This is a genomic window from Nocardia fodinahabitans, assembly GCF_052983615.1.
Window position 1 is genome coordinate 2,746,519 of sequence record NZ_JBRJJC010000001.1, and the last position, 22,381, is coordinate 2,768,899.

The 22,381-nt window shown below is 70.1% G+C and carries 18 protein-coding genes; 5 read left to right on the forward strand and 13 right to left on the reverse strand.

Features of this window, described 5'->3' with window-relative positions; genetic code table 11:
* Positions 1–23: 23 nt before the first annotated feature.
* From NV348_RS12815 to NV348_RS12825, 3 genes are all read left to right on the forward strand, one after another.
* On the forward strand, positions 24–1,229 hold the full coding sequence (locus tag NV348_RS12815; protein ID WP_447147124.1) for an AI-2E family transporter: 1,206 nt from the start codon (positions 24–26) through the stop codon (positions 1,227–1,229).
* A 5-nt stretch (positions 1,230–1,234) separates the two neighbouring features.
* Positions 1,235–1,966 carry a ZIP family metal transporter gene (locus NV348_RS12820; RefSeq protein WP_447147125.1) on the forward strand — a complete coding sequence of 244 codons (732 nt, stop codon included), beginning with the start codon at positions 1,235–1,237 and terminating at the stop codon, positions 1,964–1,966.
* A gap of 102 nt (positions 1,967–2,068) precedes the next feature.
* Positions 2,069–3,403 (forward strand): DUF1254 domain-containing protein, encoded by a 1,335-nt coding sequence (locus tag NV348_RS12825; protein ID WP_447147126.1) that lies wholly within the window; start codon positions 2,069–2,071, stop codon positions 3,401–3,403.
* Positions 3,404–3,426: 23 nt separating this feature from the next.
* Here the strand turns inward: NV348_RS12825 and NV348_RS12830 are convergent, their stop codons facing one another.
* From NV348_RS12830 to aceA, 5 genes are all read right to left on the reverse strand, one after another.
* Positions 3,427–3,999, reverse strand: coding sequence for a TetR/AcrR family transcriptional regulator (locus NV348_RS12830; protein WP_447147127.1), 573 nt, complete (start codon positions 3,997–3,999; stop codon positions 3,427–3,429).
* The gene (locus NV348_RS12835; RefSeq protein WP_447147128.1) at positions 3,999–4,235 is read right to left on the reverse strand and encodes a hypothetical protein; all 237 of its coding nucleotides are present in this window, start codon (positions 4,233–4,235) and stop codon (positions 3,999–4,001) included. Before NV348_RS12835 ends, NV348_RS12830 begins: the two co-directional genes overlap by 1 nt.
* Positions 4,236–4,280: 45 nt before the next feature.
* Positions 4,281–6,611 carry a 5-methyltetrahydropteroyltriglutamate--homocysteine S-methyltransferase gene (gene metE, locus NV348_RS12840; protein WP_447147129.1) on the reverse strand — a complete coding sequence of 777 codons (2,331 nt, stop codon included), beginning with the start codon at positions 6,609–6,611 and terminating at the stop codon, positions 4,281–4,283.
* A gap of 225 nt (positions 6,612–6,836) precedes the next feature.
* On the reverse strand, positions 6,837–7,706 hold the full coding sequence (locus NV348_RS12845) for a 3-hydroxybutyryl-CoA dehydrogenase (protein WP_218722035.1): 870 nt from the start codon (positions 7,704–7,706) through the stop codon (positions 6,837–6,839).
* 324 nt (positions 7,707–8,030) lie between these two features.
* Entirely contained in the window at positions 8,031–9,320 is a 1,290-nt protein-coding gene (gene aceA, locus NV348_RS12850) for an isocitrate lyase (RefSeq protein ID WP_447147130.1), read from the reverse strand.
* Positions 9,321–9,836: 516 nt separating this feature from the next.
* Here aceA and NV348_RS12855 point away from each other — a divergent pair.
* Positions 9,837–10,997, forward strand: coding sequence for an alpha/beta hydrolase (locus NV348_RS12855; protein WP_447147131.1), 1,161 nt, complete (start codon positions 9,837–9,839; stop codon positions 10,995–10,997).
* A 118-nt stretch (positions 10,998–11,115) separates the two neighbouring features.
* Here the strand turns inward: NV348_RS12855 and puuE are convergent, their stop codons facing one another.
* The 5 genes from puuE to NV348_RS12880 all read right to left on the reverse strand — a co-directional run bounded on the left by puuE (position 11,116) and on the right by NV348_RS12880 (position 18,620).
* Complete coding sequence (gene puuE, locus NV348_RS12860) at positions 11,116–12,075, reverse strand: allantoinase PuuE (RefSeq protein ID WP_447147132.1); 960 nt, start codon at positions 12,073–12,075, stop codon at positions 11,116–11,118.
* Positions 12,072–13,046 (reverse strand): allantoicase, encoded by a 975-nt coding sequence (alc, locus tag NV348_RS12865; protein WP_447147133.1) that lies wholly within the window; start codon positions 13,044–13,046, stop codon positions 12,072–12,074. The genes puuE and alc overlap by 4 nt, the downstream gene beginning before the upstream one ends.
* A gap of 170 nt (positions 13,047–13,216) precedes the next feature.
* Positions 13,217–14,449 (reverse strand): DUF6986 family protein, encoded by a 1,233-nt coding sequence (locus tag NV348_RS12870; RefSeq protein ID WP_447147134.1) that lies wholly within the window; start codon positions 14,447–14,449, stop codon positions 13,217–13,219.
* Positions 14,446–17,676: a molybdopterin-dependent oxidoreductase gene (locus tag NV348_RS12875; RefSeq protein WP_447147135.1), complete on the reverse strand. Its 3,231-nt coding sequence runs from the start codon at positions 17,674–17,676 to the stop codon at positions 14,446–14,448. The genes NV348_RS12870 and NV348_RS12875 overlap by 4 nt, the downstream gene beginning before the upstream one ends.
* On the reverse strand, positions 17,673–18,620 hold the full coding sequence (locus NV348_RS12880; RefSeq protein ID WP_447147136.1) for an NADP-dependent oxidoreductase: 948 nt from the start codon (positions 18,618–18,620) through the stop codon (positions 17,673–17,675). Before NV348_RS12880 ends, NV348_RS12875 begins: the two co-directional genes overlap by 4 nt.
* Positions 18,621–18,723: 103 nt before the next feature.
* On the opposite strand from NV348_RS12880, the gene NV348_RS12885 reads away from it, so the two are divergent.
* Positions 18,724–19,122 (forward strand): winged helix-turn-helix transcriptional regulator, encoded by a 399-nt coding sequence (locus NV348_RS12885; protein WP_447147137.1) that lies wholly within the window; start codon positions 18,724–18,726, stop codon positions 19,120–19,122.
* Between the two features lie 2 nt (positions 19,123–19,124).
* Here NV348_RS12885 and NV348_RS12890 read toward each other — a convergent pair whose 3' ends face one another.
* The 3 genes from NV348_RS12890 to pucL form a co-directional block, all read right to left on the reverse strand.
* Entirely contained in the window at positions 19,125–19,976 is an 852-nt protein-coding gene (locus NV348_RS12890) for an FAD binding domain-containing protein (RefSeq protein ID WP_447147138.1), read from the reverse strand.
* A 141-nt stretch (positions 19,977–20,117) separates the two neighbouring features.
* A complete protein-coding gene (locus NV348_RS12895) occupies positions 20,118–21,488 on the reverse strand; it encodes an 8-oxoguanine deaminase (protein ID WP_447147139.1) in 1,371 nt (456 codons plus the stop codon).
* The gene (gene pucL, locus NV348_RS12900) at positions 21,476–22,381 is read right to left on the reverse strand and encodes a factor-independent urate hydroxylase (protein WP_447147140.1); all 906 of its coding nucleotides are present in this window, start codon (positions 22,379–22,381) and stop codon (positions 21,476–21,478) included. Before pucL ends, NV348_RS12895 begins: the two co-directional genes overlap by 13 nt.

Here is a 22,381-nt window from a genome sequence, read left to right on the forward strand (position 1 = left end):
GGCCGCCTCGGTACCGTGACGAGGTGGCTGCCGACGACGAATCGACCTCTGGCCCCGCCGATGTGGCGCAGGCACCGGCGACCGGCCCCGCGCTGCCCGCGTTCTGGACGGTCCGCACGCCGCCGCGCTGGCTGCCGCGGTCACTGCTGTACGCCGTGCTGGCCGTCGCCGGGCTGATCGCGGCGTTCTGGATCCTCGGCAAACTGCAGGGCCTGCTGACCGTACTGCTGGTCTCGCTGTTCCTGGCGTTCGCGATCGAACCCGCGGTGAATTGGCTTGCCGCCCGCGGTGTTCGGCGCGGCGCGGGCACCGGTGCGGTGTTCGGTGTGCTGCTGCTGGTGCTCGTCGCGTTCGTGTGGACGCTGGGCGCGCTGCTGATCAGTCAGGTGACGATGCTGGCCGGCGACGCGCCCGGCTATGTCCAGGACCTGGTCGACTGGTTCAATTCGACGTTCGACCAGGATCTTTCCGGCGACGACCTGACCAAGTACGCCTCGGAGTGGAGCTCCACGATCGAGGGCTATCTGGTCGATCTGGCCGGAAACGTCTGGGGCATCGGCACCGTCGCGATCGGCGCGATCTTCCAGCTGCTCGGCGTGTTGCTGTTCACCTTCTACTTCGCCGCCGACGGTCCGCGCTTCCGCAGCTGGGTGTGCTCGCTGCTGCCGCCCAAGCAGCAGAAGCACGTGCTGCGGGCGTGGGACATCGCGGTCGAGAAGACCGGCGGCTACATCTATTCGCGCGCGCTGCTGGCGCTGTGCTCGGCGGTCGCCCACTTTGTCGCGCTGCGGGTGCTCGATGTGCCGTCGGCGTTCGCGCTGGCGCTGTGGGTCGGCGTGGTCTCCCAGTTCATCCCGACCGTCGGTACCTACCTGGCCGGCGCGTTGCCGGTGCTGGTCGCGCTGGTGCACGATCCGATCACCGCGCTGTGGATCCTGCTGTTCATCGTCGCCTACCAGCAGTTCGAGAACTACGTGCTGCAGCCGCGGATCACCGCGACCACCCTGGACATGCATCCGGCGGTGGCTTTCGGCGCGGTGGTCGCCGGCGCGGCACTGCTCGGGCCGACGGGCGCACTGCTGGCCATCCCGGTGACCGCGACGCTGCAGGGTTTCGCGGGCGCCTATGTCCGGCGCTACGAGGTCACCGAGCACGCCGACACCCCACCGCCGCCGAAGAAGAAGCGCAAGTCCAAGCAGCCGGAGCCCGCCGACCAGGCCGAGGAGTAGGCCGAATGGCGATCCTGCTGTCCCTGGTGTCGATGCTGTCGACGCTGTTCGGTGGCTTCGTCGCCATGCGGATCGGCGACCGCAAGCACCTGGTGCTCGGGCTGGCCGCGGGCGTCATGCTCGGGCTGGTCGCCTTCGATCTGATCCCCGAGGCGCTCGAGCAGTCCTCGGGCGAGGTGTACGGCGTGCCGGTGGTGCTGATCGCGGCGGTGGTCGGATTCCTCAGCATCCACATCCTGGAGCGCGCGGTCGCGATCCATACCGGCCACGAGGGCGAATTCGGTTCGCACCACCACGGATTCGAGTCGGTCGGGCTGCTCGCCGCCGCGGGCTTGATCTTCCACAGCACCCTGGACGGTTTCGGCATCGGCCTCGGTTACCAGGCGGGCGCGACCGTCGGCATGTCGGTCGCGATCGCGGTGATCTGTCACGACTTCGCCGACGGCTTCAACACTTTCACCATCCCCACCCTCTACGGCAACGCCCGCAAACGGGCCCTCACCCTGCTCGGGCTCGATGCCATCGCCCCCGTCGTCGGCGCGATTCTCGGCACCCTGATCAAGGTCCCTGAGCAGTGGATCGGCCTGTACCTCGGCTACTTCGCCGGTTTCCTGCTCTACCTGGCCACCTCCGACATCCTCCCCGAGGCCCATGCCGAACACCCGTCCCGGCTGACCCTGCTGAGCACCGTCACCGGTGTGGCCGCGATGTTCGGCGTCGCCGCGCTGAGCCACTGATCTGAATTTCATCCTGTCCGGGCGATGCCGACCGATCGGATATCGCCGAAGGTGGGGTCGCGCGTCCCGGTGGTGGGCGCGAACCGAGGGCGAGGAGCGCGCATGACGAACCAGACGATGTCCGAGCTGACGGCACGGGCCTACCTGTACGGATTTCCCCTCGTATTCAATCTCGAACAGGTCGATCGATTCGTACACGCCGGCATCGGCGGGAACCCGCCGACCCCGTTCAATTCGTTCTCCCATGCCCGCACCCTGGCCGGGCCGGACGCGACCTTCGTCACCGTCAACAACGACACCGTGTATTCGATCGCCCCGGTGGACCTGTCCGTCGGCCCGGTGCGCCTGCATGTCCCCGACACCGACGGCCGGTACTACGTCATGCAGTTCGTCGACGCCTGGACCGACAACTTCGCCTACGTCGGGCATCGCGCCACCGGAACCCGCGCGGGCGACTATCTGCTCGTACCGCCAAGATGGCGCGGCACCGCACCCGCCGACGTGACGGTCATCCGCTTCCCCACCACCGTGGCCACGATCGTCGGCCGCTGGGCCTGCGCGGGTGCGGCCGACCTGCCCGCCGTCCATGCCCTGCAGGACGCGACGACACTGACCCAGCTCGAACCGGCGGCGCAGCCGATGGGCCTGCCGACACCGGACCCGGCGGTCGACACCGCCTGGCTGTTCCTCGAGCGGCTCCGCCTCTGGTCACAGACCTATCCCCCGGCCGATCGCGATCGCGCCGTGCAGGAATCCTTCGCGCCGATCGGCCTCACGCGGACCGGCGATTCCCCCTACGCCGCACCCGACACCGAGACCACGGCCGCCCTGCGCACCGGGTTGACCACCGGCGAGCAGCGGCTGGCCGACGCGCTGACGCATGGCCCGAGCGTGGAGGCCAACGGCTGGCAGCTGATGCTGCACAGCTTCGACTACAACCTCGATTTCTTCGAAGTCGGGACGATCGACGACGACCATTTCAAGATCGCCGACCCGGAGCAGCGGATCATGACCCGAGCTGTCGCGGCGAAGAGCGGCCTCTGGGGCAACCATGCCTACGAAGCGGCCTACTTCCTGACCTATGTCGACGATCAGGGCACCCAGCTCACCGGCGCGAACACCTACACCCTGCGCCTTGACCCCACCCCGCCGGTCGGCGCCTTCTGGTCGATCACCATGTACTCGGCGCCGGACTTCTTCCTGGTCGACAACCCCGTCGACCGCTACTCGATCGGCGACCGCACTCCCGGCCTCGTCACCGAGAGCGACGGCGCCGTCACCATCACGATCAGCCACAAGGAACCGGTCGATCCGGCCGCCCGCGCGAACTGGCTCCCCGCGCCGGAGGGCGATTTCCGTCCGGCCCTGCGGATGTATGAGCCCGCGCCGGCGGTACTCGACCAGACCTACGTCGTCCCGCCGATCACCAGGGTCTGACCTGCGGCCGTCGCCGCGATCGGTCACCGAGCCGGGCGCACCAGGCGCACAACAGCTTCCACCGAGGACTCGACCAGCGCGGTATCGAGCGGCAGGTGCCCGAACAGCGCGCGGAAGTAGATCGGCGCGGCCACGGCGTCGAGGACGAAGTCCAGGTCGATGCCCGGGTCGACCTCGCCGCGCGCCATCCCCGCGCGCAGCGCGGTCGCGGTGCTCGCCCGGCGCGGTTCGAAGACCGTCGCCAGGAAGTGCGCGCGCAGGTCGGGATCGTTGGCGAGGTCGGCGACCAGTGCCGGCAGCACCCGATCGAGCGAGGTGTCGCGCAGCGCCGCGACCAGATCACGCAGTGCCACGGTGAGATCCGCGCGCAGGTCGCCGGTGTCGGGCGTCGGCCGCACGCCCAGCGCCTCGGCGACCACCGCGACGACCAGGTGCCGCTTGGACGGCCAGCGCCGGTAGATCGCGGGCCGATGGATGCCCGACCTGGTCGCCACCTCGCCGATGGACAGTTCGGCATAACCGTTGTCGTCGAGCACCTCTCTGGTCGCGGCGAGCACCGCGGCGTCGATCCGGTCCTCGCGCGCGCGTCCCGGCATCAGAACACCGGCCGGGGCACGAGCATGACGATCCACCCGTCCGGATCGGGAAAGGCCATGCCGCCGTTGGCCGCCCAGTACGGGTTCTCGGCGGGAACCGGCTCCGCGCCGAACTCACCGAGCCGCCGCACCGCGTCGAACATCGCGGCCTCGCCGTCGAAGTAGAGCACCAGCAGATTCTCGGCGCTCGGCGCGGTGCCGGGGCTGCCGTCGACATGGGTGGATCCCCCGGACATGACAACGGGCGCACCGGATTCCGGTGCGCCCGTTCGACCTTCGCGCTATTCGGCGGCGACTGCGGCTTCGGCCGCCTCGGCGGCCAGTGCCCGGCGGCGCACGCGGCGCGCGGCGGCGACCATATTGCGCAGCGAGGGCTCGAGCTGCCAGTAGTGGCGGGTCTTGAGGCCGCCGTCCGGGTTGGCCCAGAGTCGTTGCGGGGTCACCGCTTCGGCGGCCTGGGTGAGCAGTTCGTCGAGCTCGTCGATATCGGGGATGCGGGCCGAGCGGCTCTCGTACACGCCGGGGCCGACGCCGTGGCTGAGGCCGTGGCCGGTGGCGACGTCCTCGGTCAGGGCCTGCATCACCCATTCGATCGAGCGGGTGGCCACGATCGCGGTGACGTCGGCGTCGAGCTGCTCGATCGCGTCGACCACCTCGGTGCGGCCGGAGTAACCGATGTGGGTGTGGATCTGGGTGTCGGCCCGCACGCCGGACGTGGCCAGCTTGAAGGCGCCGACCGCCCAGCGCAGGTACTCCTCGCGGCCCTGTGGGCGCGGCGGCAGCAGCTCGCGGATGGCGGGCTCGTCGACCTGGATGATCGCGATGCCCGCCTTCTCCAGGTCCACCACCTCGTCGCGGATGGCCAGGGCCACCTGGTCGGCGGTCTCGTAGAGCGGCTGGTCCTGGCGCACGAACGAGCGGGCCAGCATCGTCACCGGGCCGGTGACCATGCCCTTGACCGGCTTGTCGGTCAGCGACTGGGCGTAGGTGGTCCAGTCGACCGACATCGGCGCGGGCCGCGAGACGTCGCCGTAGATGATCGGCGGGCGCACGCAGCGCGAGCCGTACACCTGCACCCAGCCGAAGCGGGTGGTGGCCATGCCGTCGAGCTGCTCGGCGAAGAACTGGATCATGTCGTTGCGCTCGTGCTCACCGTGCACGAACACATCGAGGCCGATGTCCTCCTGCAACCGGATCGTCGCCTCGATCTCGGCCTCGACCTGCTTGCGGTAGTCCTGCTCGGACAGCCTGCCCTGGGCCACCTCGTGGCGGGCCTGGCGCAGCTTGACGCTCTGCGGGAACGAGCCGAGCGTGGTCGCCGGCACCACCGGCAGGTTCAGCCGTTCCTGCTGGGCGGCGCGGCGCTCGATGTACGGTTCGCGCTCGCGCATCTCCGGGGTCACCGCGTACACCCGCTGACGCACGGCGTGCTTCTGCTTGAAGTGCACCTCGGTCGGGCGCTTGCGCCAGTGGTCCGACGGGCCTTCGGTGAGCGCCTTGGCCAGCGAGACCACCTCGCCCACCTTCTGCTTGGCGAAGGCGAGCCGGTCGGCGACATTGCCGTCGATGTCGTACTCGGCGAGCACGTCGTAGGGCACGTGCAGCAGCGTGGTGCCGGTGGACACGACCAGGTCGGGGCAGACCTCGGCGATCGAGTTCAGGTAGCTCAACGTGACGAAACGATCGGCACGCCAGACATTGGTGCCACTGATGACACCGGCGTAGAGCCGCTTGCGCTTGATCCCCGGGATCGCGGCCAGCTCCTCCGGCGTCATCCGGTAGGACGACAGGTCCAGGCCGATCGCCTCGACATTGCTCGCGGCCAGGATGCGCAGCGCCTCACCGAAATCGCCGTACTGGCCGGTGACCAGGATGCGCGGGCGCAGCGGCGCCTTGGCCAGCCGCTGGTAGGCCTTGTCGAAGGCGGCCAGCTCGGCGGCCGAACGCTCGCCGGTGAAGCAGGGCTCGTCGAGCTGCACACAGGTCGAGCCGCGCTTGGCGAGGATCTCGAACAGCTCCTCGTAGAACGGCAGCAGCTTGTCGAGCAGGCTCAGCGTGTCGAACTCGGCCTCGCCCGGCACGTGCCCGGCCTTCGACAGCAGCAGCAGCGACACCGGGCCGAGCACGACCGGACGCAGTTCGATCCCGCGCGCGATCGCCCGGTCCCACTCGTCGAGCAGGGCTTCGGGGTGCAGCGAGAACGTGGAGTCGGCGTCGAGTTCGGGCTGGCGGTAGTGGTAGTTGGTGCCGAAGAAACGCACCAGCTCCAGCGGCGGCAGGTCGGGGTTGCCGCGTGCCATCAGGAAGTAGAAGTCCAGCGGGTGCATGCCCTCCTGGTGCTCCTTGAACCGAGACGGCACGGCGCCGAAGAGCAGCGCGTTGTCCAGGATGTGGTCGTAGAAGGAGAAGGTGTTACCGGGGACCTGGGTCAGCCCGGTCGCGGCCAGCTCGTTGAACTGGCGCTCCTGGATGTCCCGGCCTACCGCGAGCAATTCCTCGCGCTCCAGCGATCCGCGCCAGTACGCTTCGAGCGCACGCTTGAGCTCGCGGTGCGGACCGATCCTCGGGTATCCGAGAACGCTCGACCCGAATCCATCGGTGACGTTGACCATGACCGGGATACTCCCTTTCGATCACCTGCGCCGGTACCCGGACGACGCCGGACCCGCGCATTGCTGCGCTCGACATATCACCGGGCCGCGCTGGCGCGCCCGGCTACAGCAGCTTAGGCCGCGCGCGCGGCCCTTCGCTGTTCCCCCTGCAAACACCCCCGAAATGGCCGAAGGCCACCGTCATCGCGTAGTCGGTGATGACGGTGGCCTCCGGGTAGCAAACCCCTACTTGCCGTACTGGTAGAAGCCGGCGCCGGTCTTCTTGCCCAGCAGGCCCGCCTCGACCATCCGCATCAGCAGCGGCGGAGCCGAGTACAGCGGCTCCTTGAACTCGGCGTACATCGAGTCCGCGATCGACTTCACGGTGTCAAGGCCGACCAGGTCGGTCAGCGCCAGCGGGCCCATCGGGTGGGCACAGCCGAGCACCATCGCCTTGTCGACGTCTTCCTTGGTGGCGAAGCCCGACTCGACCATCCGGATGGCCGAGAGCAGGTACGGCACCAGCAGCGCGTTGACGACGAAGCCGGAGCGGTCGGCCGAGCGGACGACCTGCTTGCCCAGGATGTCGGCGGCGAACTGCTCGGCGCGCTTGGCGACCGGCTCGCTGGTCTTGAGGGTGGTGACCAGCTCGACCAGCGGCAGCACCGGCACCGGGTTGAAGAAGTGCAGGCCGACCACGCGCTCGGGGTTCGCGGTGGCGACGGCGATCTTCATGATCGGGATGGAGGAGGTGTTGGAGGCGAGCACGGCGTCGGGGTCGGTGACGACCTTGTCCAGCTCGCTGAAGATGGCCGTCTTGACCTCTTCGTTCTCGACAACGGCCTCCACGACCAGCTGACGGTCGGCGAAGTCGCCGAGATCGGAGGTGAAGCGCAGCCGCCAGGCCGCCTGCTCCCGCTCCCGCTCGGTGATCTTGCCGCTGCTCACGCCACGGTCCAGCGAGCGCAGGATCCGAGCGCGGCCCGCAGCAGCGAGTTCGCGACTGGTCTCGTAGACGAGAACGTCGACGTGCGCGCGTGCGCACACTTCCGCGATGCCCGCGCCCATCTGTCCGGCGCCGATGATGCCGACGCGCTGAATCTTCTCGCTGCTCACGTCCCGCTCCTGTAATTTTGGCGGCTGGCGCCGCGGGTTTTCGGCCCTAAGCCCCGGCTCTTCCCTCCCTACGGGCACTCCTTCGTCGCGCCCTCCGGTCAGTCCAGAGCCGGGGACGGGCCGAAAACCATTGGGGTCTGCGACCCGAAGTACCCAAAGTATAGGGATGCCCTCCCCTGTCGGGGCTGATCGACAGGAGAGGGCGTACACCCCTACCGGAGTAGAGGAAATGCGTTGCTACTCAAAGCTGCCCGGTAGGGCGACCTCGAGGAGCCCGTTCGCCGCCGGGCGGCGAACACGTCGCGGCGGCGCCGCGACCATGTCTCAGTGGAACTGGCCCTCTTCGGTGGAGCCCTTCAGGGCAGCCGTCGAGGTGTTCGGGTCCACGGTGGTGGCGATGGTGTCGAAGTAGCCGGCACCGACCTCACGCTGGTGCTTCACGGCGGTGAAGCCACGCTCGGCGGCAGCCTTGAACTCGCGCTCCTGCAGGTCGACGAACGAGGTCATGCCGTCGCGGGCGTAGCCGTACGCCAGGTCGAACATGCCGTAGTTCAGCGAGTGGAAGCCGGCCAGGGTGATGAACTGGAACTTGAAGCCCATCGCGCCGAGCTCACGCTGGAACTTCGCGATGGTCGCGTCGTCCAGGTGCGCCTTCCAGTTGAACGAAGGCGAGCAGTTGTAGGCCAGCAGCTGGTCCGGGAACTCGCTGCGGACGGACTCGGCGAACTTGCGCGCGACCTCGAGGTCCGGCACGCCGGTCTCCATCCAGATGAGGTCGGAGTACGGGGCGTAGGCCTTGGCACGCGCGATGCAGGGCTCGATGCCGTTCTTCACACCGAAGAAGCCCTCGGCGGTACGGGTGCCGTCCAGGAACTCACGGTCACGCTCGTCCACATCGGTGGTGAGCAGGGTGGCGGCCTCGGCGTCGGTGCGGGCGATGATCACCGACGGCACGCCGGCGACGTCAGCGGCCAGACGCGCGGAGGTCAGGGTGCGGATGTGCTGCTGGGTGGGGATCAGCACCTTGCCACCGAGGTGGCCGCACTTCTTCTCCGACGCCAGCTGGTCCTCCCAGTGGACACCGGCGGCACCGGCGGCGATCATCGCCTTCTGCAGCTCGTAGGCGTTCAGCGCGCCACCGAAGCCGGCCTCGGCGTCGGCCACGATCGGGGCCAGCCAGTTGGCGACCGAGGTGTCACCCTCGACCTTGGAGATCTCGTCGGCGCGCAGCAGCGCGTTGTTGATGCGACGGACCACCGACGGGACCGAGTTCGCCGGGTACAGCGACTGGTCGGGGTAGGTGTGGCCGGACAGGTTCGCGTCACCGGCGACCTGCCAGCCCGACAGGTAGATGGCCTTCAGGCCGGCGCGAACCTGCTGCACGGCCTGGTTGCCGGTGAGGGCGCCGAGGGAGTTGATGTAGTCCTCGTTGTTCACGAGGTCCCACAGGATCTCCGCACCGCGGCGGGCGAGGGTGTGCTCCTCGACAACGTTGCCCTGCAGGGCGACGACCTGCTCGGCGGTGTAGTTGCGGGTGATGCCCTTCCAGCGCGGGTTGGTGTCCCAATCCTGCTGGATCTCCGCAGCGGTCTTCGGGGTGCCGACAGTCGACATCTCTGACTCCACTTCCTCGATGTGGTCGGTGCTCCTACGGTCCAGCCGTGAAACAACCGGCGGCTTAACGCTTTCGGTTGCGCGACTCGTACTGCTGAAGCAATTTGCAGGCTTGCTAGGACTAGCTAGGGCCTGAGGGGTGTACTTCCACACGATGGCACACCAGGAAATAGCCGTCTACCTGTTGCTTATGTGAATCTCAGCTAGGTTTGCCGCCGCGTTTGCTAACTTTGCGAAATTTGCGGGCTAATTGCAAGCACCCACCCTACCGACCGGTAGCGCTGACCAGGAGTTTTAGCATAACGCCCGTACTGTTAGCGCTTCCCGTCCGGGCGCCGCCCGATACGCCCCACTCTCGCACCCTGTGACCTGTTTCACACACCACGCCGGGCGGGAATGGTGTGCGTGTCGTCACTGCACTCGGCGATCGGCCACTCGACATCGCCGCACACCCCGGAAGTGGGAGCGGCGCCAGCCGTCCTGGACACTCGTCCGCGAAGACGAGAGGGTGGCCCCATGAGGATTACGAGGATCGCGGCGACGTCGAAGATCGCGCTGGCGGTGGTCGCGGCGACGGCCGCGGTGAGTCTGGTGCCGACGGCGGCGGGCGCGCAGCCGGGACAACGGGCCGGGAGTGTCGTCCGCGTCGAGGCGCTGTCCGCCGCGGCGACGCTGCCCGGGTCGGCACGGGCCGAGCGGCTGATCTACCGATCGACGACCGCGGGCGACCAGCCGACCACGACCAGCGCGGCCGTGTACTTCCCGGCGGGCGAGGCGCCCGCCGGCGGATGGCCGGTGATCGCGTGGGCGCACGGCACCGTCGGCCTCGGCGACGACTGCGCGTACAGCGTGGCCGGGCCCGCCGCGGTCGAGCGCGACTGGGCTTACCTGAGCACCTGGCTGAGCCAGGGGTACGCGGTCGTGGCGGCCGATTACGCGGGCCTGGGCGGTCCGGGCGAGCATCCGTATCTGAACGGCGTGGTGGAGGCGCACAACGTCGTCGACGCGGTGCACGCGGCCACCACGCAGTATCCGGCCCTGTCGAACAAGTGGGCCGTGGTCGGCCAGTCCCAGGGTGGTGGCGCCGCGGTGTTCACCGCCCGCTACGCCACCGAGTTCGGCGGTCCGGCCCTCGACTATCGCGGTGCGGTCGGCACCGGCGTGCCCGCCTACATCGAGGACGTGATCGGGCTGCTCGGCCCGGGCATGCCGCCGATCGCGCTGAGCGCGCACCTGTCGGCCTACGTGCTCTACATCCTCAACGGCCTGCGCACCACCTTCCCCGAGCTCGACATCGACGGCCTGCTCACCGAGTCCGGCCGCGACTGGGTCGCGCGCGCCGAGACCGGCTGCATCGGCCCGCTCGGTGACGAACTCGCCGCCGCGAAGCCCAGCCCGGGCAGCATGTTCGCCCGCCCGCTGTCATCGATCCCCGACGTGCACGGCCTGCTCGCGCGCTACATGGGCCTGCCGGAATCCGGCTACGACCGCCCCCTGTTCCTGGGCCAGGGCCTGCGCGACACCGATGTCGTCACCCCCGAGACCCTGCGCTTCGCCGCGGTGCTCACGGCGAACCGCCAGCCGGTCACCGTCCGCACCTACCCCACCGACCACGACGGCACGGTCAACGCCTCCCTCGTCGACTCCCTGCCGTTCGTCCGCAGCCTCTTCGCCTGAGCACGAGACCCGGCCCCGCTCCTCACGAGTGGGGCCGGAGCTATGCCAGGACCGCACGCACGGCGGCGGGGCGGGTGAGGTCCGGTCGGCCCGGACTGCGGTGAAGTCGTGGCCGGGGTCACGCCATCGGCGGATGCACCTTGCGCCAGTGTTCGGCGATATCGATCCGCCGGGCGACCCAGACCCCGTCGTGGGCCTGCACGTGATCGAGGAACCGTTCCAGCGCGGCGGTCCGGGCGGGGCGGCCCGCGAGACGGCAGTGCAATCCGATCGACAGCATCTTCGGCTTGCCCTCGGCGCCTTCGCGATACAGCACGTCGAACGCGTCGCGCAGGTGCGCGAAGAACTCGTCGCCGTTGGCGAAGCCGGCCGGGGAGGCGAAGCGCATGTCGTTGGTGTCGAGCGTGTAGGGGACGACCAGGTGGTGTTGGCCCCGCACCTCGGTCCAGTACGGGAGATCGTCGGCGTAGGAGTCGGAGTCGTAGACGAATCCGCCGTGCTCGACGACCAGTTCCCTGGTGTTCGGTGAATCGCGGCCGGTGTACCAGCCCAGCGGGGCCGCGCCGGTCAGCTCGGTGAGGATGCGTACCGCCTCGGCCATGTCGGCGCGCTCGATGTCGCGATCGATGAGCTGGTAGGACTTCCATTGCAGCCCGTGACAGGCGATCTCGTGGCCGAGCTCCCGAAAGGCCGCCACCGCTTCGGGATTGCGCTGCATGGCCCGCGCCACCGCGAAGATGGTCAGCGGCAGTTCGCGTCGCTCGAAGGCGCGCAGCACCCGCCACAGCCCGGCGCGGGAACCGTACTCGTAGAGCGATTCCATGCTCATGTGCCGGTTCGGGAACGCCTCGGCCGGGGTCATCTCGGAGAGGAAGGTCTCCGAGTGCGGCGACCCGTCGAGGACGTTGTTCTCACCGCCCTCTTCGTAATTCAGCACGAACTGCACGGCGACCCGCGCGCCGTCGGGCCACTGCGGGTCCGGCGGATTCGGCCCGTAGCCGACGAAATCACGGATGTCGTGCCCACCCGTCGCCCGACCGCCGATCCCCCCGGAATCGCTGCGCGATACCGAGCTCATCCCAGCTCCCCGTAGAGCCGGAGCCGCGCGAGGCCGCCGTCGGGATAGATGTCGAGGCGCACCTCCTCCACCGAGGCGGCGGCGGGGGCGAGCGCGAACCGGTGCCTGGTATCGGGGAGCAGCTCGGTGCGCGGCAGCAGTTCGACCTGGGTGCCGTCGTTGGTGAAGCCGGTGAGCGAGGCCGAACCGGGGCTGTTGCCGAGGAAGCAGGAGGTATCGATCTCGGCGAGCCGGATCGCGCCCGGACCGGCCAATTTGATCCGCACCCAGTCGTTTCCGTCGTCGCGGCGGCGCGCGGTTTCCCAGCCGTCGCCCATGACCCTGGCCAGGCCGGGGTAGAGCAGCTGGTTGGGCGAGCTGTAGAAGCGGTTGGAGCAGTCGAGGACCAGCGCGCCGTTCTCCAGCGCGGCCAGGTCGAGCGGGCCGAGGCCGAGCAGCGCCGGGTCAGGCCTGCCCTCGCCGTGCACGCGCAGGCGGGCGACGCCGCCGTCCGGGTGCATGGTGAGTTTCACATGGGTCCAGCGGCTTTCGCTGTCGACGGTAAAGGGGTTGCGGCTGTCGCCATCCACCTTCACCCGGTCGAGCAGGGTCACCCAGTCGGTGCGGGCGGCGATCTCCTCGGCCGGCGGATAACCCTCGACCACCAGCGCCGACAGTGACACCTCGGGCGGGTAATTGCCCTTGAACCAGGCGGTGTCCACCACGACGCCGCGGATCACACCCGGTACACCGAGCCGCACGACGGCGCTGTCGTCGCCAGGCTTGCCGCGGTGCCGCCGGGTCTCCCAGCCGTCGTAGACCTGCCCCTTGTGCCCGAAGGTGGCCGGTCGATACTCCGACGGATCCGGGTTGACCAGGTTCTCCTTCTCCGCGAAGAACTCGTCGTTCGCCCAGATCACCGAACCACCGAGCGATCGAACCGCCAGATCGGGGAGCAGCGTGAAATCGTCGCCGCCGAGGTGTGTGGTCACCGTTACCTCCTATGCCTCAGGTGCTGCGGGCTCTCGCCCGCCATGGGGTTATGCCTCTGCGTATCGCCGCGCGCCCGGCTCGGATCAGCGTCGCGCCGCGGTCGTCCGATCGCGACATCGCCCGAGCCGCATGGCATTGGCTTGCCGATGCCCTGGCACTCCCCGATGTGTCATCGCGCGTCCGGCGGCGTGTACGTGCGCGCGGCCAGCGCCTCGAGCACCGGGACGGTGAGTTCGGTCGCACGCGTCGCGAGTTCGTCGGCGGTGACGGCACCGCAGCGCAGGCCGCGCAGCACGGTGGTGGCGAGCGCTTCCGCGGTGGCCGGCTCGTCGACCACACCGCCGGAGCGCCGGTCCAGGTAGGCCCGCAGGCGCGGAACCGCCACGTCGGTGGCGGTGCGGAAGAAATCGTAGGTGGCCAGCCAGCGGGTGATCAGGTGCCCGGGATGCATATCCCAGCCCTGGTAGTAGCCGCGGCGCAGGGCCCGCTCGACCAGGCGATGGTGATTGCGGAAGGCGCCTTCGGGATCGGCGTCCGGCACGATCTGGGTGGAGCCGTCGCAGATCCATACCCCGGTCTGGGCGGCCGCGACCTGCATCACGGCCTTGGCGTGGTCGGCCGCCGGGTGGTCGAGGGCCTGATCGGTGGCGGCGATGCCGCAGGCGGCGGTGTAGTCGTAGGTGCCGAAATGCAGTGCGCTGCATCGACCGTCGGCGAGAGCGATCATCTTGGCGATCGGTGCGGTGCCGTCGGGGGCGATGATCGCCTGCGGGCTCTCGATCTGCAGTTCGAAACGCAGGGTCTGCTCGGGCAGCCCGTGCACCGCCTCGATCCCCGCGCACAGGTCGACGATCGCCGAGACCTGCGCGGCCGCCCTGATCTTCGGGACGGTGAACACGAAGCCGGGCGCTACCCCACCCGCCGCGTCGAGCACGCGTTCGAGGGTCCGCAGCGCTCGCCTGCGCTCGGCGGCGGCCAGGCCCTTGGTGCGGACGCCGAACGAGGTGGGGGCGCCGGGCATTGCGGCCCAGCTCGCCAGCGCCTTGCCCGCCGCGGTCGCGGCCGCGTCCTCCTCGTCGTCGGCGCGGAAGCCGTAGCCGTCCTCGAAGTCGATCCGCAGATCCTGCACCGGCTGCTCGGTCAGCCTGCGCCGCACGGCCGACAGCGCGTCGGTGACATCGAGGCCGACGAGGAAGTCGGCGTGCCGATGCAGCAGCTCCAGCGCGGCCGCGCCCCAGTCGGCCGGGGTGTCGGCGCAGGCGCGGTCGGCGCCCACATAGGCGGTGTGCACCGGCTGGATCCGGTCACCCGCGCCCGGGTAGCGCGTCCGCAGGCCGGCGTCGACGGCGTCGAGGGTGGCGTCGATGCGGGCGCGAATATGCTCGGGTAGCTGGGAGTTCACCCGGCGGCTCCTTCCTTGATGAGCCGCCACACCCGGTCGGCGGTCATCGGTAATCGGTCCGGTCGGGCGCCGACGGCGTCGCGGATCGCGTTCGCCAGGGCGGGCGCCACCGGGTTGTACGGGGACTCACTCATCGATTTGGCACCCAGCGGGCCCAACTCGTCACTGGTTTCGGCGAAATACACCTCTGTGCGGGGCAGATCGGCGAACTGCGGGAGGTGATAGTGCCGCAGCGTCCGGGTGGTCACCACGCCCTGCTCGGTGCGCATGTCCTCGTAGAGCGCGGTGCCCAGCGCCTGCGCCACCCCGCCCTCCACCTGACCGCGCAACTGCACCGGATTGACCACCGTGCCCGCGTCGGCCACCTGGATCGATTGCAGGACGCGCACCTCCCCGGTGCTCGGCCGGACCGCCACCCGGAAAGCGTGCACATTGAAACTCACCGAGCGCGGGGTCCCCGCGTGCGTGCCGTGCGCGACCAGCTCTCCATCGGTGAGCAGCAGCTCGGCGGTCATGAGCTCGGCACCGCACAGCACGCCGTCGGCCCCGAGCACGCAGTCGCGTTCCGGATGCCCGCTGACCTTCGCGGCCCTGGCCAGCAGCATCGCGTGCAGTTCCAGTGCCGCCGCGTAGGCGGCCTTGCCCGCGACCATGGTCCCGGTGGAACCGAACGCGCCGGTGTCGTGCCCGACGACATCGGTGTCGGACTGCCGGATCCGGATCCGGTCGGCCGTGGTGGCCAGTGCGGTCGCGGCCAGCTGCGCGTGCACCGTGGTGGTGCCGTTGCCGAATTCGGCGGTGCCGACACCGATCTCGTAGGTCCCGTCGGCGAGCAGGCGCGCGGTGGCGTCGGCGTGGTGACCGCGCGGTGGCACGGTGGCGATCATCGCCACGGCCATCCCCTCGCCGATCCGCCAGTCCGGTGCGGGCGCGGTGCCGCCGTTGCCCCGGCGCAAGGCCCGCTGGGCGGTGTCGAGGCATTGATCGAGCCCGTAGCTGCCGAAAGTGAGGTCGCCCTCGTCGACTTCGGCGCCGGTGAACCGGTCGCCGGGCACGACGACATTGCGGCGGCGGAATTCGAACGGGTCGATACCGAGTTCGCGGGCGAGTTCGTCGATGGCCGATTCGACGCCGAAGATCACCTGGCCGAGTCCGTAGCCGCGGAACGCGCCGGAGGGAATGTTGTTGGTGTACACCGCTTGTGCGTCGACCCGCTTGTTCGGGCAGCGGTACACCGCCACCGATTCGCCGACGGAGTGGAACATCACGCCCGCGCTGTGATTGCCGTAGGCGCCCGCGTCGGTGCGCACGTCGACCGAGAGCGCGGTCAGCAGGCCCGCCGCGTCGGCGGCGGCGGTGACCGCGACCCGCATCGGGTGACGGCAGGTGGCCGAGGTGAATTCGTCGGTCCGGGTGAACTCGTACTGCACGGGATACCCGGTCCGCAGCACCGCCAGCGCGATCAGATCCTCGGCGAGCATCTCCTGCTTGGCCCCGAACCCACCGCCGACCCTGGCCGCGAACACCCGCACCCGGTCGCGCTCGAGCCCGAACACATGGCACAGCTCGTCGCGCACCAGGAACGGCACCTGGGTGCTCGACCGGACGACCAGCCTGCCGGTCTCGTCCAGCCAGCCGACCCCACCGTGCGTCTCCAGATGAACGTGCTGCACCCGAGGCGAATGCCACTCCCCGCGCACCACTTTCGCGGCGATCTCGATTCCCGCCGCGAAATCGCCGACTCCGCCGTGGATCTCGGCCACGAGATTGCGCTCGCGGTCGGCGATCCGGGCCGACTCCGGCTTGTCGCCGTGCAGCTTCGGCGCGTCCTCGGCCAGCGCTTCCGCTGGCTCGAAAACAGCGGGCAGCAGCTCGTATTCGACCCGCAGCGCCCGCACCCCGGCCCGCGCCGCGTCCAGCGTCTCTCCCACCACCGCGGCCACCCGCTGGCCCACGAACCGCACCGTGTGATCGAGGACGACGGTGTCGTCGGGATCGTCCTCCCGCAGTTCGTGCCGCGCCGTCGAGAACGCCGTAGTGGGCGAGTCCGCGTGGGTCAGCACGACCCGAACCCCCGGAACCGCCTCCGCCGCAGCGGTATCGATGGACACGATGCGCGCGTGCGGATGCGGACTGGCGAGCACGGCCAGATGCCACGGCGCGACAGGCGGCATCCGCTCGCCCGCCCCGGGCACCAGATCGAGGGTGAACGGTTCCGCGCCGCGCACGATCCGCGTGCTCGCCGGCGCCCGCACTCCGTCTCCCATCTGGCCGGGACCGTGCTTGCGCCGCATCGCCGCATCGACCCGGGCCTCGACCGCCCCCACCGCGGCACCGCCCGCCTCGGGCCCCGCCACCGCCGACACAATGGTGACCTCGTCCTCCCCCGCCCCCGACTGCCCGGCGACATAGGAATCCACGGCCGGGCCCCTCGCGATCAGCGGCTCGTCCGAGCCGACCACCCGGCCCTCACCCGAGCCGACCACTTGGTCGACGCCGGTCCGGGCGTCGACCTGCGAATCATCCGCCTTGTCGGCCGGCGATCCCGCCCTGCGATCGGCCGACCGCACCTCCTCGACGCCGGCACTGGACGACGACCCCGCTACTGCCACGGCACCGCCCGGTCGATCCTCGCGATCATCGGCGGCCGCCTCGACGTAGTGGTGGGCCGCCGTGTTCCGGGATTCGCCGACATGATCGCCCGCGCCGGGTGCGGACGTGGACGTAGTTGTGCACAGTGCTGCACAGGATGCCGAGAGGGCGTCGGCGATGGCGCGATAACCCGTGCAGCGGCACAGGTTCCCCTTGAGCAGCTCGGCTCGCTCGGCATCGGTGACCGCGGACCGGTCAGCCTGCGCGACGACGGCGGCCGGGGCGGTGGAGTCCGCCCGACCGGCGGCCAGACCGGTCGCCGTGACCACCATTCCCGCAGTGCAGAAACCACATTGGAATCCCGCGTGCTCGACGAAGCCGCGCTGCACCGGGTTCGGGCCATCGGCGTCGGCCAACCCGGCGGCGGTGGTGACGCTGTGCCCGTCGGCGCGGTGGGCGGGGATCAGGCAGGAGTGGACCGGTGCGCCATCGAGCAGGACCGAGCAGGCGCCGCAATCGCCGGAGTCGCAGCCCTTCTTCACCGCGAGTTCGCCCTGTTCGCGCAGCACGGTGCGCAGGCATTGCCCGGGACGCGCGGTCACCTCGACCGCGCGTCCGTCGATGTCCAGTCTCATGAACCACCTCCTGGTGCCGTGGTCAGCACGAGCCGGCCGCGCAGGCCACCCTCGGCGAGCCGGGTGTGGGCGCGCGCCGCGTGCTCCAGCGGCAGCGTGTCGGCCACGCGCAGGGTGAGGTCGTAGGCGGCGAGGGTGGCCAGGGCGGCTCCGTCGGCGCTGATCCAGGCGTGGTGAACGCGGATGCCGCGCAATGGGATCGGGTCGGCGCCGGCGACAACGGTGACGAAGGAGCCACGGTTGCGCACGGCGGCCAGCGCCCTGGTGCTCAGGCCCGCGGTGTCGAGTACGGCGTCGACCCCGCCGGGCACCAGCGCGCGCACGGCTTCGGCCAGATCGGTGACCTCGCGCGACACCACCCACTCGGCACCCAGTTCCCGCGCCTGATCGGCGTCGGCGTCGCCCACCTGCGCGATCACCCGCACCCCCCGCCACCGCGCGGCGATCTCGACCGCGAACCCGCCGACCGCGCCGGCCGCGCCGGTCACCAGCAGGGTGTCGCCCTCGGCGAGGTCGAGCAGATCCAGTGCCTGGACCGCGGTGAGCCCGTTCAACGGCAGGGTGGCCGCCTCGATCGCGGACCGTCCGGCGGGCGCGGGCGCCACCGCCGACGCGTCGAGCACCAGATAGTCGGCATAGCTGCCCAGCGACCGGTCGAGCAGATCCCGCAGCCCGATCACCGGCTGACCGGCGACGAACCCGGTCACCCCGGCGCCGACCTCGTCGATCTCCCCCGCCACGTCCCAGCCGATCCCGGTGACCGCGCGCGGCGCCATCAACCCGGCCTCGACCAAGACGCCCGCCCTGGTCACCGCGTCGACGGGATTCACCGCCGCCGCCGACACCCGGATCCGGACCTGTCCCGGCCCGGGCACGGGAACGGGAACGTCGACGAGTTCGAGTGCTTCCGGTCCGCCGAAGCTGTGGACGACCACTGCGCGCATGATGATTTCTCTCTCTTCCGTAGGCACTCACCGAACCTAGAGAGAGCTACTCTCTATCGGGAAGTACGCACCGCGAAGTGCGTACCGCACGCGAGGGAGAGCGATGACCACACGCACCGCCGCCGAACGCCGCGCCGAGGCGAGCGCGGCCTACAACGCCTACGTGGCCGCGTGCCCGGCCCGGCAGCTGCTGGACCGGATCGGCGACAAATGGGTCAGCCTGGCGATCAACGCGCTGGCCGAGGGCCCGCTGCGCTACAGCGAGATCAACCAGCGACTGGCCGGGGTGAGCCAGAAGATGCTCACCCAGACCCTGCGCAATCTCGAACGCGACGGCCTGCTCGCCCGCACCGTGCTGCCCGAGGTGCCGGTCCGGGTGGAGTACCGGCTGACCCCACTCGGCGAGGAACTGCAGCCGGTCCTGCGGACCGTCAAGAGCTGGGCCGAGCAGCACATGGATCAGGTGCTGGTGGCTCGCGCGGCCTACGACGCACGGTCCTGAGGTCACGACGTCCCCCTGAGTTCGGCGGCCACCTCGGCGGCCAGCAGTCCGGTGACGTGCGCGCGCCAGTCCGGCGCACCGTGCGGATCGTCGAACCACATCTCCGGTTCCAGCTCGGCCAGCGCGACCGCGAGATCGAATTCGGCGGGCACCGTGTCGAAGTCGAGCACCACGGGCCGCACGGTCGACGCGGTCACGGTGATCGCGCATCGCCCGTCGGGCTCGCGCCTGCCCATCACCACCGCACCGGAACGCCCGAGCGGCGCCAGCGCGATCTTGCGAAAGCTGGTGCGCGCCAGCAGGCTCGCGGTCGGCACCAGGAACGAACGGACGACGGCACCGGTGGCCAGGATGTTCTCGCCCGGACCGGTGACGAAGTCGCGCAACGGAATCAGCCGTTCGCCACCGCCGCGCGGCCAGATGACGGCGGTCGCGTCCAGCGCCACCAGCGCGCCGAGAACCGCGCCGGCGGGCAGCGAGAGGCAGACGTTCCCGCCGACGGTCGCGGTGCGCCAGATCTTGTGTGAGGCGAGCAGCGCCCGGCAGGACCGCGCGAACAGCGCCGTCCCCGGCCACTCGGGCCGCAGGACCGCCGACCCCAGCTCCCGGCCGGGATGCGCCCCGGCGAATTCGGCCAGTGTGCAGGTCGCGGCGATCTCGAGCCCGTCGCAGCGCTCGAGCATCGGCGTCCAGCCGAGGGTGGTGATATCGACGAGCCGGTCGAGCTGATCGTGCGGTTCGGAGAACAGGAACGTGCCGCCCGCCAGGACCGCGCTTCCGGCGCCGACCTGTGCCAGGTCGGCGCGATCACGGGCGAGAACCACCTCTCGAACAGTGTCCAGATCCACGTTCACCTCGCTTACCTCACCGGCCACAGTAGGGGCCGGGAGTTGCCACGATGTTGCGCGACGACCGCCGCAGATTGCGCGGCGGTTAACCCGGTGTACGCCCTCCAGTGTGCGCCGAAAGGGCAGCTCAGCGCACACTGGACGCGCTCACGCCCCGGCCAGCAGGGTGGCCTGGGCCTTGGCGACGTCGGCACCGGCCGCCGCCTCGTCCACGGTCGTGACGACCCCGTCGCGCACCACTTCGCGCCCGTCGACGAGCAGCGCGGCCAGTGGCGGCGCCGACCCGAGGACCAGCGCGACGACCGGATCCTCGATCCCCGCGTGCGCGGGGGTGTCCAGCCGCCACAGCGCCAGATCGGCCAGCTTGCCCGGCTCGATCGACCCGATCTCGGCGGCCCGGCCCAGCACCCGCGCCCCGCCCATGGTCGCCAGTTCCAGCGCGGCGCGCACGGTCATCGCCCGTGGCCCGCCGACGGCCCGCGCGTACAGCAACGCGTTGCGCGGTTCCTCGATCATCGAGCTGGACTCGTTGCTGGCCGCACCGTCGACGCCCAGACCGACCGGAACGCCGGCGGCCACCAGATCCGCCGTCCGCGCGATGCCGGCGCCGAGCCTGCCGTTGGAGGTCGGGCAGTGCGCGACGCCGGTCCCGGTGCGCGCCATCGCGGCGATCGCCGGGTCGTCGAGGTGCACGGCGTGGGCGAACCAGATATCGTCACCGAGCCAGCCCAGCTGTTCCATGTACTGCGCCGGGGTACAGCCGAAGGTCGACCGGCAGAAGTCCTGCTCGTCGATGGTCTCGGCGAGATGGGTGTGCAGCCGCACCCCCGCCGACCTGGCCAGCGTGGCGGACTCCCGCATCAGGTCGGCGGTCACCGAGAACGGCGAGCACGGCGCGAGCGCGACCCGCACCATCGCGTCGAAGGACGGGTCGTGCCACTGCTCGATCGCCGCGCTGCTCGCGGCGAGGATGTCGTCGATCGACTCGACCACATCGTCGGGCGGCAGCCCGCCCTTGCTCTGCCCCAGATCCATCGACCCGCGCGCCGGATGGAACCGCAGCCCGACCGCCGAAGCCGCGCCGATCTCGGCGGCCAGCAGATCGCCGCCACCGCGCGGGAAGACATAGTGATGGTCCGAGGACGTGGTGCAGCCGCTGCGCGCCAGCGAGACCAGCGCGCCGGTCGCCGCCACCCGCACCGACTTCTCGTCGATCCGTGCCCACACCGGATACAGCGTGGTCAGCCACTCGAACAGGGTGTTGTCGGCGGCCAGCCCACGGGTGATCCACTGGTACAGGTGATGGTGAGTGTTGACCAGCCCCGGCGTGAGCACGCAGCCGCGCCCGTCGATCCGCGCCACCGCCGGCCCGAATTCCGGCGGCCTGCCCGCGCCGACGGCGTCGATCCGGTTGCCCCGCACCGTGACCCAGCCGTCGCGGTATTCGGTGCCGGCCGCGTCGACGGTCACCACCGCGCACCCGGCGATCAGCAGGTCGGGCGCGGTCACGGCTGCCATGCGATCCCCGCCTCGGGTGCGTCCGCGCGCTGCAAGGTCGCGTGGATGGAGCCGTAGGGGCGGTCGGCGGCCCAGAAGACCTCGCCGGAGTTCTCGACCCCGAATCGGGCGAGGTCATAGTCGAAGTGGTGCTTGTTCGGCGCCGACAATCGGATCTCGGCGAGCACCGGGAAGCGTTCGAGCGCGGCGGTGCCCATCGCGTGCAGGGTCTGCTGGAGCGCCTTGGAGTAGGTCGTCGCGAACAGCTCGAGCAGGGTGGCCCTGATGCCGTCGTACACCTCGTCCCAGTCGAATCCGCTGGTCTCGGCGAAGCGCCACTGCACGATCAGCGAGGTCGCCAGCACCCGATCGTGGGTGGGCGCCAGCGTCGTGTACTCGTCGGTGAGGAAGCCGGCGAATTCCGAGCCGGTGGACTTGAGGACCACCAGGTCCTTGATCCCGCCGATCACCCAGGTGCGCTGGTCCGCGCCGGTGCCCGCGACGGTCACCGCGGCGGTGCGCACCTCCGGCCCCTGCCGCACCCAGGTGTGCTCGTGTTCGGTGCCGTCGATCGAAACCCGCTGCCAGCCATAGGACTCCACATCGATGCGCGCGCTCGACACCGGCTCCACACGGTCGACGAAGTGCTTCGCCAGTGCGATCGCGTACGCCTCGACGGTGTCGAGCCCCGGCTTCTTCGCGTAGACGAAGGCCATGTTCTTCTGGGTGTCGGTGGGTAGGACGTGACGCTGGTCACCCTCGGTATAGGCCGCCGTGAAATCGCCACGGAGCGTGGTCGAGACGTTCACATCGCGGATCTCGTGGCGCGCGTTCTGCTTGTAGAAGCGCACGACCCGGTTCTCGGCCTTGCCGTAGCGGTTGTCGGTCAGCTCGATCGGACCACTCAATGCCAT

Coding starts and splice junctions, on each gene's coding strand:
- NV348_RS12875 (WP_447147135.1), bottom strand. CDS start 17,676: ATGAGACTGGACATCGACGGACGCGCGGTCGAGGTGACCGCGCGTCCC.
- NV348_RS12855 (WP_447147131.1), top strand. CDS start 9,837: ATGAGGATTACGAGGATCGCGGCGACGTCGAAGATCGCGCTGGCGGTG.
- NV348_RS12880 (WP_447147136.1), bottom strand. CDS start 18,620: ATGCGCGCAGTGGTCGTCCACAGCTTCGGCGGACCGGAAGCACTCGAA.
- aceA (WP_447147130.1), bottom strand. CDS start 9,320: ATGTCGACTGTCGGCACCCCGAAGACCGCTGCGGAGATCCAGCAGGAT.
- NV348_RS12825 (WP_447147126.1), top strand. CDS start 2,069: ATGACGAACCAGACGATGTCCGAGCTGACGGCACGGGCCTACCTGTAC.
- NV348_RS12885 (WP_447147137.1), top strand. CDS start 18,724: ATGACCACACGCACCGCCGCCGAACGCCGCGCCGAGGCGAGCGCGGCC.
- metE (WP_447147129.1), bottom strand. CDS start 6,611: ATGGTCAACGTCACCGATGGATTCGGGTCGAGCGTTCTCGGATACCCG.
- pucL (WP_447147140.1), bottom strand. CDS start 22,381: ATGGCATTGAGTGGTCCGATCGAGCTGACCGACAACCGCTACGGCAAG.
- NV348_RS12835 (WP_447147128.1), bottom strand. CDS start 4,235: ATGTCCGGGGGATCCACCCATGTCGACGGCAGCCCCGGCACCGCGCCG.
- NV348_RS12820 (WP_447147125.1), top strand. CDS start 1,235: ATGGCGATCCTGCTGTCCCTGGTGTCGATGCTGTCGACGCTGTTCGGT.
- puuE (WP_447147132.1), bottom strand. CDS start 12,075: ATGAGCTCGGTATCGCGCAGCGATTCCGGGGGGATCGGCGGTCGGGCG.
- NV348_RS12830 (WP_447147127.1), bottom strand. CDS start 3,999: ATGCCGGGACGCGCGCGCGAGGACCGGATCGACGCCGCGGTGCTCGCC.
- NV348_RS12895 (WP_447147139.1), bottom strand. CDS start 21,488: ATGGCAGCCGTGACCGCGCCCGACCTGCTGATCGCCGGGTGCGCGGTG.